This is a genomic window from Undibacterium sp. WLX3042 (assembly GCF_049544825.1).
GTDB lineage: Bacteria > Pseudomonadota > Gammaproteobacteria > Burkholderiales > Burkholderiaceae_D > Undibacterium.
Map to the genome: position 1 here is coordinate 2,206,908 of NZ_CP186698.1, position 11,795 is coordinate 2,218,702.

The window sequence follows — 11,795 nt, forward strand, 5'->3', positions numbered from 1 at the left end:
CATATTATTTCTGCCCCTGTACCAGATTGCGCTCAACAGTAGTCAGGGCAATCTTATTTCTCAGATAGAGCGGTTGCGCCAGTTCGGCTGGAACGTCCTGTTTATTTACCAACGCCTGACTGCCCAGCTCGGCAACCTGTCTGGCATGCGGCATCAGAGAAATCGATGGATACTGATCAAACCGGGATGGCAAAATGACGCCAGTCCCCAGCACAAAACATGGAATACCTTGGTCTGCGCGCGGCAGAATATCATCGATCTTCGCCAAAACGGGCGGACTGAGTTCTTCGCAGACGCCTTCGACGAAACGGTACTGTGCCCAATAGACCTCACTCATACGTGCGTCAAGAACGCAAATCAGATTATCCGCCTTGGCCTCGGTCAACGCCGCCAGTGCCATTGCACGCAAGCTGACAACCGGCACGACATTTAATTCAGCGCCATAAGCCAGTCCCTGAACAATGCCGCACGCAGTCCGGATACCTGTAAATGCGCCCGGGCCGCAACCGAACGCCAGAGCATCACACTCAGACAGCGCAATGCCAGCTTCTGAGAGTAAAGACTGCAGCGCGGGCAAAATACCCTGAGAATGGGTTTGCACGCCGGATAACTCGCGGGAATGCATTTGTCCATCAACAAGCAAAGCTGCTGATGCGAGTTCGGTAGATGTTTCTATTGCTAAAATCGTTGTCATAGCCGTATTTTACCGTGATCACTTCCGGTCCATACTGGATTTCTATCGACATTGAATCGGTTAAAATGACAGAATGAACACACTTATTCAAACCAATGATCTGAAACAGTTGAAAACTCAACTGAACACTAAACACTGGCTGGTGGCCTGCCTTTGCGCTGCCTGGTGCGATACCTGCAATATCTATCGCAAAGCATTCGAAGAACTAATCGCCCGTCACCCCGATAAATGCTTTGCCTGGATAGACATAGAAGATCAGGCCCATCTGGTCGAAGATATAGAAATTGAAAATTTCCCTACCATTCTGATTCAGTATGACGACGAAGTCGCATTTCTTGGAACGATGCTACCCGATGCCTCACAGCTTCACCGGCTCATTACGTCGCTTGAAGAGAGCATGCAATCCGGACCAATCAAACGCAACTCACTCAATCAGGAAGCGCCTGAACACTGGAGCCTTCGCCAGTTAATACTGTCAGACTGATACGAATACTTGCTCATCATATGCTCACATCCGCGTGAGCACATCTTCCATTGCTGCAAAATAGAAAAAAGGGACTAGATTTGCATCTAGTCCCTTGAATCTGGTGCGGCTGGCAGGAATCGAACCCACGACCCCTTGGTTCGTAGCCAAGTACTCTATCCAGCTGAGCTACAGCCGCGAAGAAAAAGATTATAGCACAAAGAAAACCAATATTTAAAGCCCCGGGGACTACTTTTATCCTTCTCGATTCAGCAACCGTCCAGGTTACCCACAAAACACCGCGCGAGCCAGAAAACAGAAAACCGGCGGATGCAAGAAGCGCGGAAAAGAAAAAAGGGACTAGATTTGCATCTAGTCCCTTGAATCTGGTGCGGCTGGCAGGAATCGAACCCACGACCCCTTGGTTCGTAGCCAAGTACTCTATCCAGCTGAGCTACAGCCGCGAAAAACAAGATTATAGCATAGGACTTTTGATTTTATAAGCCCTCCCGCCATTATTTTAGATTTCGACCTGAGCTCCGACCTCAATCACGCGATTGCTCGGGATGTGATAGTAGTCTGCTGCATCACGCGCATTGCGGGACATCGCGACAAAAATGCCCTCGCGCCACCTTGCCATACCACCGCCCGGCGTGGAAATAATCGTTTGGCGGGAAATAAAATAAGAGGTTTCCATAGGCTCAAAAACCAAACCATGAGAAGCGCACAAAGCAAGCGCAGCAGGAATATCCGGTTCATTTTTAAATCCGTAGAACAGATCGATCTGGTAACACGAGTTACCAAGATCGGAAATTTTAATACGATCAGAAAATGGCACCCACGGAATCTCCCTGTTATGCAGCGTCAGGAAAACCACCCGTTCATGCAATATCTTGTTGTGCGACAGGTTATGCAAAAGCGCATGCGGCACACCATCTGCTTCACCGCGTAAGAATACCGCCGTACCATAGACCCGGGTCGGTGCAGAGACGAACAGAGAGGCAAGGAAATCCTCCAGTGGAATTGCATGTTTTTTGAGATTTTCAAACACCAGCTCACGACCACGTTTCCAGGTCAGCATCAGGGTGAAAATAATCAAACCCAGGACAATAGGGAAGTATCCGCCGTGGAAGAATTTCAGTGCATTCGCGGAAAACAAGGAAACATCAATCGCCAGGAAGAAAAATGTCGCAGCAACACACAGCAAGAGATTGTATTTCCAGCCAAAGCGGATCACAAAAAATGTCAGCAATGACGTCACAAGCATCGTCCCGGTATTGGCTATACCGTAAGCAGAAGCAAGATTCGTCGAAGAACCAAAGCCAATCACGGCGCCAACAACAACGAATAACTGCATCCAGTTCGCAACGGGAATATATATCTGACCGATTTCCTTTGCCGACGTATGCACAATCTTCATACGAGGTAAAAAGCCAAGTGAGATCGCCTGTTTGGTCATTGAGAATGTGCCGGAGATCGTCGATTGAGAGGCAATCACCGCAGCGACCGTCGACAAAACCACCAGAGGATAAATACTCCATGCCCCCAGCTGATTATAAAAAGGATTAGTGACCGCAGCCGGATTCAGCATCAGCAGCGCACCTTGTCCGAGGTAATTCAATGCCAGCGCAGGAAACACGATAAAAAACCAGGCGGCACGAATCGGCTTGGCACCAAAATGTCCCATGTCCGCATATAAAGCTTCGGAACCGGTAAACGCCAGCACCACGGCACCCAGGGCAAAAAATGCGCCCCAGTGATGATCGATCACGAAGTTCAACGCATATAAGGGATTAAATGCAGCAAGAATGCCTGGAACGCGGATGATGTTATACAAGCCCATCAATGCCAGAACCGAAAACCACAGTAACATCACCGGGCCGAACATTTTTCCTATCCCTGCTGTACCTTTACGCTGAACCGCGTATAAACAGATCAGAACAATCAGCGTAATAGGAACGACAACCGGTTTAAAACTTGGGGTGGCAACTTCTATCCCTTCCATCGCCGACAATACCGACATCGCCGGGGTGATCACACCGTCACCGTAAAACAGTGACGCGCCAAACAAGCCGAGCACGGTCAGAGGGAAGTAAAGTTTAGAATTTTTACTGACCGATTCGAGTGACAACGCCGTCAGGGCCATAATCCCGCCCTCTCCACGGTTATCTGCACGCAGCACAAGTGTCACGTACTTGAGGGAGACGATGATGATCAATCCCCACAAAATCATAGAGACGATACCAAAGATATTGGCCTGCGTTAACTGCAATCCATGAGCTGGCGCAAACACTTCCTTCATCGTATACAGAGGACTGGTCCCGATATCGCCATAAACTATGCCGACTGCCGCTAAGGTCAATCCTGCCAGGCTGCTTTTCGTTTGATGATTATCCAATTGCGTACCTTGTAATTATTGGTGCGTTGCACAATAGGCCATTCCAGAGGCAAACTCAATAGTCCAAAACAAAAAAAGATTATATTAAGTGAATACGCAACAGTCGGCGCATAAATAGTCAATGTCTTCAGAGACTACATGCTACCGGCAAAAGAAGATCAGACGCGACACGCCCCAACTCACGCCGGCTGAAATGAAAACAAAAGCAAGCTGTTTCCATCAAAATTCAAACCAGATCAGCAACGATATCAGACCCGGCCCATTAAAACACGTCGCTAATATAGCAGCATGGGGCCGCTGACATCCCCGGCAGGCCGATGCAGATGCACAACATTTCATTGATCCAGTCGCGCCACATCTGTCAGCATGATATTTAATCTAATTTAACCTGCTCCACCGCTTCTGTTCTGACTTCATTAAATCGTTCCAGAGCGGCAATCAGCTCATCAATCGCCTCACTTCCGAATGCCTGCTCAATATATTGATACTGGACATCAATCAGGGGAGCTATTTTCAGCATAAGAGCATCCCCCTGCTCTGACAAACCTATTAATACGCGGCGTTGATCTCCTTTTACATCGCAACGGCGGATCAGATCCAGCTCTTCCATGCGCTTGAGCACGCCGGTCATGCTAGGACTGGAGATCTGGCATAAATCACATAATTCACGTGGTTCAAGCTGTCCGCGCTCATCAAGCACGCGAAAAATCCGCCACTGCTGATCCGTCAGACCAAATCGACTCAATATAGGACGAAAGTGACTCATCAGATTTGCGCGAGCCTTCAAAAAAAGTTGCGGCAGATTCCGGTAGGCAATCCTGTGGTTCATATTGACTCCATTCAAATTCATTATTTTTAATAATTTAAAGCCATTGTACAGATTGACTTACTAATATATTAGTGTTTTAATTCACTAACATATTAGTATTTTTACGGGCTACCGGTGAAACATTCAACACATTGGGAAAAATCATGATAGTCAGGGACCGTCCGTCCGGCTTTCGGTTATTTCTCATGTTGCGTGGTTCGGTATTGCCAAGAATACTGCCAGCCCTGACCATCAACATACTGATTGCAACCCTGGTCACGCTTTCGCATGGCGACTTGTTCAAACTCAAGATCACGCTGACGACCATCCCGTTCACCCTGATCGGCTTGCCCCTCTCCATTTTTCTCGGGTTCCGGAACAACACTGCGTATGACCGCTTTTGGGAAGCGCGCAAACTGTGGGGAGAGTTGTTGATCAAAAGCCGCAACCTGTCGCGTCAATGCCAGAGCCTGATCGCTTATCCGGTCACGGCACTCGCGTCCAATGGGCTGAACGATATCCGGGTTCGCATGATTTACCGGGCAATCGCTTTTTCCTATGCGCTGAAAAACTTACTGCGCGATTTACCGGGCGAAGATATGCCGCAATGGCTGACTCCCGAAGAAGTTCGCTTGCTGCAGACATCTCAAAACAAACCTGATTTTCTGATCAATCGTATGGCGCTGGACTTGCAGCAAAGTATGAATGAAAAGCGTATCGATCCGTGCCTCGCGGCAAACATCGATACCACTCTGTCTGCCTTTACCTCCGCTGCTGCCGCGTGCGAGCGTATTAAAAATACGCCCATCCCCTTTTCTTACTCATTACTGCTGCACCGGACAGCCTATATCTATTGCTTTCTGCTGCCTTTCGGACTGGTGGATTCCATCGGCTTTATGACACCTTTTGTGGTGGCAATCGTTGCCTACACCTTCTTCGGTTTAGATGCGCTTGGCGACGAAATCGAAGAGCCCTTTGGTCTGGATGCCAACGACCTGCCTTTGGATGCAATCTGTCGTGCGATAGAAATTGACTTGTTGGAGGCGATACAACACCAACCACTCCCCGCCCCGATGCTACCGGTCAGCTACCGGCTGACGTAGGGCATAAAACAGATACAGATTCAAGTAACACCGGCAACAACAACCTGATCGGAGAATCAGGACATCAAAAATATAAAGTAACTCCCCCATCTACTTTTCAGAGACAAAGGAACATGAAAATGCATGAAGCCCAACAACAACGGATACGTCTTCCAGAATTAAGAAACCGCATCACAACGGCTGAACATGCAGCCTCCTGGATAGAAGATGGAATGACAGTGGGCATGAGCGGTTTCACACGGGCGGGCGACGCAAAAGTAGTTCCCCTTGCTATTGCTGAACGGGCGAAATCTGAACAACTGAAGATCACCCTGATGACTGGTGCGTCATTGGGTAGCGATGTAGATAAAACCCTGACAGAAGCGGGCGCCATGACACGCCGAATGCCATTTCAGGCAGATCCGACATTACGCTCAGCCATTAATCGCGGCGAGATCATGTATGTCGATCAGCATTTATCCGAAACCGTCGAGCAGTTACGCACACGCCAGATCAACGCGATTGATGTCGCCATCATTGAAGCAATCGCCATCACCGAAACCGGTGCAATTATTCCGACCACCTCCGTCGGTAACAGTGCGAGTTTTGCGATTCTGGCAGATCAGGTCATCGTCGAGATCAATCTCACTCAATCAATGGATCTCGAAGGTCTGCACGATATTTTCATTCCTAAGCACAGACCGCAACGGGAACCGATTCCTATCATGTCAGCCAGTGACCGTGTCGGTACCACCGCCATCATGATCCCGCCAGAAAAAATTGTGGCAATCGTCATTACCGAAAAAGCCGACAGCGCCTCGACCATTTTGCCGCCAGACGAAGAAACAGCGCAGATCGCCGCCCATCTTGTTGAATTTTTCAAACAAGAAGTCAAAGATGGCAGACTGACCAATAGCCTGATGCCCATGCAGGCTGGCATCGGGACGATAGCGAATGCTGTGATGACGGGCTTCATCGACAGCCCATTTGAACATTTGCAAATGTATTCGGAAGTGTTGCAGGATTCTACATTCGATCTTTTTGATGCCGGAAAACTGGACTTTGCATCAGGCTCATCGATCACATTGTCGGCACAGAAAAGTCAGGAAGTATTTGCCAATATCGGCAAATACAAAGATCGCCTCGTGCTCCGTCCGCAAGAGGTCAGCAATCATCCCGAAGTCATTCGCCGTCTCGGTATCATCGCTATCAACACCGCTCTTGAAGCTGACATTTACGGCAATGTGAACTCCACACATGTACTCGGCACACACATGATGAACGGTATCGGCGGCTCGGGTGATTTTGCCCGTAATGCCTACCTGTCAGTCTTTGCGACCAAAGCAATTGCCAAGAACGGCAAAATATCTAGCATCGTTCCTATGGTTACACACGTGGACCACAATGAACATGACGTCGATATTATCGTGACCGATGTCGGCCTCGCCGATCTGCGCGGATTAGCACCTCGCGAGCGCGCACAGAAAATCATTCAGAACTGTGTAGCTGAACCCTATAAACAAATGCTGCTGGATTATCTGGCGGAGGCAGAACTGCGCGGTGGGCAGACACCACATGTGCTGGAAAAAGCATTTTCCTGGCACACACGTTACCGTGAAACGGGCAGTATGCTGGAACAGGAAGTGGCGTTGAAAGCCGTCGCCTGAGCTGATAATTAGCAGAGATAAGCGAGACGTGCAGGCAACAAAATACCCCTGCCTGCACGTTATCCAAAGCATGACCAACGCGTGCTCTAAGGATGCACCTGCACGAAAAGTCCTTACACGGTACTCCAGCCACTGCATCGCCCATCCTCCCTTGTAACACCCACCCTGCTTCTCGCGATATGTATGTGCCTATCCGGTCAGCAGCTGCAACTGCACTGACGCTGACGCCGCATGCACACAGTCGACCTTGAGCACGCCCCCCTCAATGAATAAGCGCCCTGCAGACCAAAAAGCTGCCACGAGGCTTATTTTTAGCGGGTGTCACAACTGTTAACTGACGCGACGATGTCAAAGCGTATCTGCAGAAACACTTGCTCTGCGCTTGCGGCAGATATGCTCTTGCAACATATGGGTAGACGATGCAGACCCGGTTATTCCCCCATATGTGCTCAATCATGGCAAAATCTGTCTGTGATGCAATATTTTCATCTTCCATGTCAACTTCAAAAATACTACTGATTGATGATCACAGCTTGTTTCGGACCGGGCTGCGAGTCCTGATTTGCAACGGTTCACAGGATATCGGCGTAGTCGAGGCGGCATCCCTGGAAGAAGCCATGCGGATTGCGCCGGCCGAACTTCATTTGATTTTGCTCGATATCAAATTACAGGGGCTTAACGGACTCGAAGGCATCGCTTTGCTCAAGAGGAGATGGCCACGGGCACCTGTCATTGTTCTGTCAGCCGACGATGCGCCTGATACTGCACAGCGGGCGCGTGAGCGCGGAGCGCACAGTTTCATCTCAAAAAGTGAGGTGGCAGAGAATATTTTTGCTGAAATCCGCCGGGTGCTGCGCACCGCAGAAGAAGATGTGGCAACACTGGTACACACGCAGGAAAAGGTCAGAACAAGCTACACAAAGCCGCTGCTGACCCCGCGTCAATACGAAGTGCTTGATCTGGTCTGCCAGGGCTTATCGAACAAAATGATCGCCCGCCGACTTGATCTCTCCGAAAATACGGTGCGCTGCCACGTACAGGTGGTACTGACGACACTGCAAGTATCAAATCGCTCTGAAGCCGCGTTCGCCGCGCGCCGTAAAGGTCTGGTGAACTGAGTGGTAAAAATGTACGGCGTTGTCGAGAACAATATTCAGCGCGAGCTGCAATTATTACTCATGAAAAATCTCGGCAGCTCTGCCGTGCCGGGAGTACTGGTCGCGTTGATTCTGTATCTGACACTGAAAAATCCCGGTAACGAGACTGGTCTGGCAATATGGCTGATCGCCGTCAGTTCATCGAAACTGTTTGATGTCTACGACGCGAAACGCATCATCCGTCGCGGTATTTCCCTTGAGCAGACGGCTACGTTAAAAATACGGCTGATACTTCTGCACGCGATTGATGGCGCGGTATGGGGCTCTCTCGCGTGGCTGAGTCTGCCTGCTTCCACCAGCGCCGGCAGCGTGCTGATATTAGCCGTACTGGCAGGTATTGCCGCCAACTCGATGTCGATCTTGTCACCCGTATTACCGGTATTTGCGGCGTTCGTCGCATGTGAGCTGGGTTCGATTGTCTACACGGTTATTTCACTCAACGATCCGGCTTATTGGGCGATAGGTGCAGCGGTGGCACTGTATGTCGTGACATTACTGGGACAGGCATATAACTCTTCGCGCACAGTCAGAAACTCCATTCAACTCCGCTTCGATAATCTGGATCTGATTCGCCAGCTGAGTACGGCATCGGAAAAAGCCGCAAAGGCACTCGCATCAGCAGAGCGGGCGAACGCTGAGAAATCACGCTTCCTCGCGGCAGCCAGCCATGATCTCCGGCAACCTATCCACGCTCAGGGTCTGTTTCTTGAGGTATTGCAGACAACGGATTTATCCCGGCATCAGCGCGAGCTGGTCCACAGCATCAGCCTTGCGACCACCGCTACGACCGAAATGCTGAACACTCTGCTCGACTACTCACGTATTGAGGCCGGTGTGATTGAAGCACAACCCAAAGCGTTCCGATTACAGAGTCTGCTCAGCAAAATAGAAAACGAGCTGGCACCACTGGCAAACAATAAAGGCCTACTCTACCGAAGCCCCGAAACTCACTATGTCGTTTATTCCGATCCGGCATTAGTTGAACTAATTCTGAGAAATCTGGTATCGAATGCAATCCGCTATACGCATCATGGCGGTGTGGTGATCCTGTGCAGAAAACGCCAGTCCAGACTGAGCCTGGAAATCTGGGACAGTGGCATCGGTATCCCATCTTCGCAATTTGAAAATATTTTCAGTGAATTTCAACAACTCGGAAATAGCGAGCGCGACCGGCAAAAAGGGCTGGGACTGGGACTGGCAATTGTCAGAAAGATGGTGAATTTACTGGGACTGGAGTTGCAACTCGCCTCTCGCCCGGGACGAGGCAGTGTATTCAAATTAAGTCTGCCTCTCACACAAATTGCTGTTCTGGCAGATGACATCAGCACAGTGGCACAAAAAATACAGCTATTGCATGCACATATTTTAGTCATTGATGATGATGCAATAGTACGTCAGGCAATGGCTCAACTGCTGACTGAATGGGGATGCGACTGCGATCTTGCCGAGTCTGAAGAAGAAAGTCTGGCACTGGCGTGTCAGCGCCAGCCTGACCTGATTATCAGCGATTACCGTCTGCGCGATCATTGTAAGGGAACGGATGTGATTCGGGCGATACGCAATGCCTGCAACGCTGAGATACCCGCTATTCTGGTGACAGGAGATACAGCACCGGTACGTTTGCGCGAAGCGACGGCAAGCGGCCTGCCACTGATGCACAAACCGGTATCACCCTCCCTGCTCTATGCGGAACTCTCCGCATCACTGGAGCGCAATAAGCAGGTGACTATCATACGGCATGGATAGCCCCTGCTATTTCGTCAGGCTTTAAGAACGGACGCAGGTAATAACCAGATTATTCGTACCAAACTGAAAACCACTCACTGCAAATCCGAATGCTTCGACCGCATAGGCACCCGGGGTACTCGGAAAAGGATCGGTTGCCCAGATATTTGCCGGTGTCGACGGCCATCCATGCGTCCCCTTCACACCGAAGGTGTCAATCGAGATCAGCTCTGCGACTTGCGGCATACGCCAGCCCGTCAGATTGCCAGTTGTCAGTCCGGCACAAAACGCGTTACCGTCAGTCCAGGTATAAGTTTTAGAATAATCCGGCGGCGTCCAAACCACTCCGTTTCTCGCAAAAACGTTACTGCTGATCTGAGTCACATGTCCGACAAAAGCAGTGACCATGAAGGTATTATTGCCAACATATTGCAGCAACACGGAATCTCCCTGAGCACCGGATAAGCCACCACCGTTGACTGCTCCGGTTCCAGCCATATTCTGTATAACACTCTGATCAGCATTTGGTATCAGCGCCCAAGCACTCATGCCTATCACCTGCACCTGGTCACCGATAGCCGGTGAGGCCGGCAAAATAATCGCTACCCCTGTACTACTATTACTTGCGATGTATCCGGAGTTTGTTACCGCCTGCACCGTCGCATCTGTCGAGGTCACCCAGCTCAGACGCCCGGAAGGACCCGCCGGCCCCGTGGGACCCGTTGGCCCGGTTGGACCTGTTGGCCCTGTCGGCCCGATTGGACCTGTGGGTCCAGTTGGCCCCGTGGGCCCCATCGGTCCGGTGGCACCATTACATACATAGGTCGTCGAAGTCACCTCACCAGCGGCGAGAATGCCATCCCGGTTCAGATCCAGACCAGATGTAATTTTACTGCCGCCATTGGTGCAATTAGCACCGGCAGGTTCAGTCACCGTTGTCACAAGAGTCGCTAAACCATCATTGCCAGTCGCTCCGGTTGGCCCCGTGGCCCCGGTAGCTCCCGTGGCCCCCGTTGCACCATTACATACGTAAGCAGTTGTGGTGACTTCTGATGGCTGCAAAATACCATCGTTGTTTGTGTCAAGACCAGACTGTATCTGATTACCATTCGCAGGGCAGATGTTGACAGCAACACCGGCAACAATTTTGACCAATGTTGTTAATCCATTCGTCCCGTTAGTACCGTTTTTACCGTTAGTACCATCGCTACCGGCAAGTCCATGACAAATATACGAAACTGAAGTCACTTCTGCACTGTCCAGAATTCCATTGCCATTGGTATCCGCTCCGGAACTGATTCTGGAACCACCACCGGGGCAATTATTCCCGGCTGGCTCAGCCGTAGTAGCAATCAGGGCGTTAAAACCGTTGAGCCCGTTCTTGCCATTGGTACCGTTAGTCCCGTTAGCACCATTGGTTCCGTTCGTACCATTGGCGCCATTGCAGACAAATTGGGTATTACTCACCTCACTCTGATCAAGAATACCGTTGCCATTTGTATCAATGCCTGACTGTACGGTAATACCACCATTAGGACAGGCAGTAACAGGAACGCTGTTTATCGTCGCATATGCAACGCTGTTTCTGGCGATGATCTGAGGCGTTGCCGGCGTCAACGATGACGTATCGGTAGCGACACTACTGCTACTTCCACCGCCACAGCCACTGAGCACCACTGCAGCAACCGCAACGGCAAAAAAACTTTTATTAACGCGGATATAAGGTCGGTTTATCAAATGAATTCTCCCTGTGCACTTTGAATGCCCGCCAATGATGCGATAGCAACTGTCGGGGAGTTTC

General features: G+C 50.3%; 9 protein-coding genes and 2 tRNA genes. 5 read left to right on the plus strand and 6 right to left on the minus strand.

Annotated features, from left to right (window positions below; genetic code table 11):
• Nucleotides 1–4: 4 nt before the first annotated feature.
• A complete protein-coding gene (gene tsaB, locus ACPAOP_RS10050; RefSeq protein ID WP_423707863.1) occupies nucleotides 5–694 on the minus strand; it encodes a tRNA (adenosine(37)-N6)-threonylcarbamoyltransferase complex dimerization subunit type 1 TsaB in 690 nt (229 codons plus the stop codon).
• A gap of 73 nt (nucleotides 695–767) precedes the next feature.
• On the opposite strand from tsaB, the gene ACPAOP_RS10055 reads away from it, so the two are divergent.
• Nucleotides 768–1,178 carry a thioredoxin family protein gene (locus ACPAOP_RS10055; RefSeq protein ID WP_423681875.1) on the plus strand — a complete coding sequence of 137 codons (411 nt, stop codon included), beginning with the start codon at nucleotides 768–770 and terminating at the stop codon, nucleotides 1,176–1,178.
• Nucleotides 1,179–1,279: 101 nt separating this feature from the next.
• On the opposite strand, the gene ACPAOP_RS10060 is transcribed toward ACPAOP_RS10055, so the two are convergent.
• The 4 genes from ACPAOP_RS10060 to hpaR form a co-directional block, all read right to left on the minus strand.
• Nucleotides 1,280–1,356: transfer RNA gene (locus ACPAOP_RS10060), tRNA-Arg, on the minus strand.
• Between the two features lie 188 nt (nucleotides 1,357–1,544).
• Nucleotides 1,545–1,621: transfer RNA gene (locus ACPAOP_RS10065), tRNA-Arg, on the minus strand.
• A 56-nt stretch (nucleotides 1,622–1,677) separates the two neighbouring features.
• The gene (locus ACPAOP_RS10070) at nucleotides 1,678–3,555 is read right to left on the minus strand and encodes a potassium transporter Kup (protein ID WP_423681873.1); all 1,878 of its coding nucleotides are present in this window, start codon (nucleotides 3,553–3,555) and stop codon (nucleotides 1,678–1,680) included.
• A gap of 373 nt (nucleotides 3,556–3,928) precedes the next feature.
• A complete protein-coding gene (gene hpaR, locus ACPAOP_RS10075; RefSeq protein WP_423707864.1) occupies nucleotides 3,929–4,405 on the minus strand; it encodes a homoprotocatechuate degradation operon regulator HpaR in 477 nt (158 codons plus the stop codon).
• Between the two features lie 122 nt (nucleotides 4,406–4,527).
• Between hpaR and ACPAOP_RS10080 the strand changes: the two genes are divergently transcribed.
• The 4 genes from ACPAOP_RS10080 to ACPAOP_RS10095 all read left to right on the plus strand — a co-directional run bounded on the left by ACPAOP_RS10080 (nucleotide 4,528) and on the right by ACPAOP_RS10095 (nucleotide 10,015).
• Nucleotides 4,528–5,466: a bestrophin family protein gene (locus ACPAOP_RS10080; protein WP_423681870.1), complete on the plus strand. Its 939-nt coding sequence runs from the start codon at nucleotides 4,528–4,530 to the stop codon at nucleotides 5,464–5,466.
• A gap of 119 nt (nucleotides 5,467–5,585) precedes the next feature.
• A complete protein-coding gene (locus ACPAOP_RS10085) occupies nucleotides 5,586–7,112 on the plus strand; it encodes an acetyl-CoA hydrolase/transferase family protein (RefSeq protein WP_423681869.1) in 1,527 nt (508 codons plus the stop codon).
• Nucleotides 7,113–7,606: 494 nt separating this feature from the next.
• Nucleotides 7,607–8,230 (plus strand): response regulator, encoded by a 624-nt coding sequence (locus ACPAOP_RS10090; protein ID WP_423707865.1) that lies wholly within the window; start codon nucleotides 7,607–7,609, stop codon nucleotides 8,228–8,230.
• Between the two features lie 9 nt (nucleotides 8,231–8,239).
• A complete protein-coding gene (locus tag ACPAOP_RS10095; protein ID WP_423710004.1) occupies nucleotides 8,240–10,015 on the plus strand; it encodes a hybrid sensor histidine kinase/response regulator in 1,776 nt (591 codons plus the stop codon).
• Between the two features lie 21 nt (nucleotides 10,016–10,036).
• Here ACPAOP_RS10095 and ACPAOP_RS10100 read toward each other — a convergent pair whose 3' ends face one another.
• Nucleotides 10,037–11,731, minus strand: coding sequence for a DUF7151 family protein (locus ACPAOP_RS10100; RefSeq protein ID WP_423707867.1), 1,695 nt, complete (start codon nucleotides 11,729–11,731; stop codon nucleotides 10,037–10,039).
• Nucleotides 11,732–11,795: the final 64 nt, after the last annotated feature.

Excerpts from the sequence above, each read along its gene's own strand:
- tsaB (WP_423707863.1), bottom strand. The coding sequence starts at position 694 with ATGACAACGATTTTAGCAATAGAAACATCTACCGAACTCGCATCAGCA.
- ACPAOP_RS10055 (WP_423681875.1), top strand. The coding sequence starts at position 768 with ATGAACACACTTATTCAAACCAATGATCTGAAACAGTTGAAAACTCAA.
- hpaR (WP_423707864.1), bottom strand. The coding sequence starts at position 4,405 with ATGAATTTGAATGGAGTCAATATGAACCACAGGATTGCCTACCGGAAT.
- ACPAOP_RS10080 (WP_423681870.1), top strand. The coding sequence starts at position 4,528 with ATGATAGTCAGGGACCGTCCGTCCGGCTTTCGGTTATTTCTCATGTTG.
- ACPAOP_RS10085 (WP_423681869.1), top strand. The coding sequence starts at position 5,586 with ATGCATGAAGCCCAACAACAACGGATACGTCTTCCAGAATTAAGAAAC.
- ACPAOP_RS10090 (WP_423707865.1), top strand. The coding sequence starts at position 7,607 with ATGTCAACTTCAAAAATACTACTGATTGATGATCACAGCTTGTTTCGG.
- ACPAOP_RS10095 (WP_423710004.1), top strand. The coding sequence starts at position 8,240 with ATGTACGGCGTTGTCGAGAACAATATTCAGCGCGAGCTGCAATTATTA.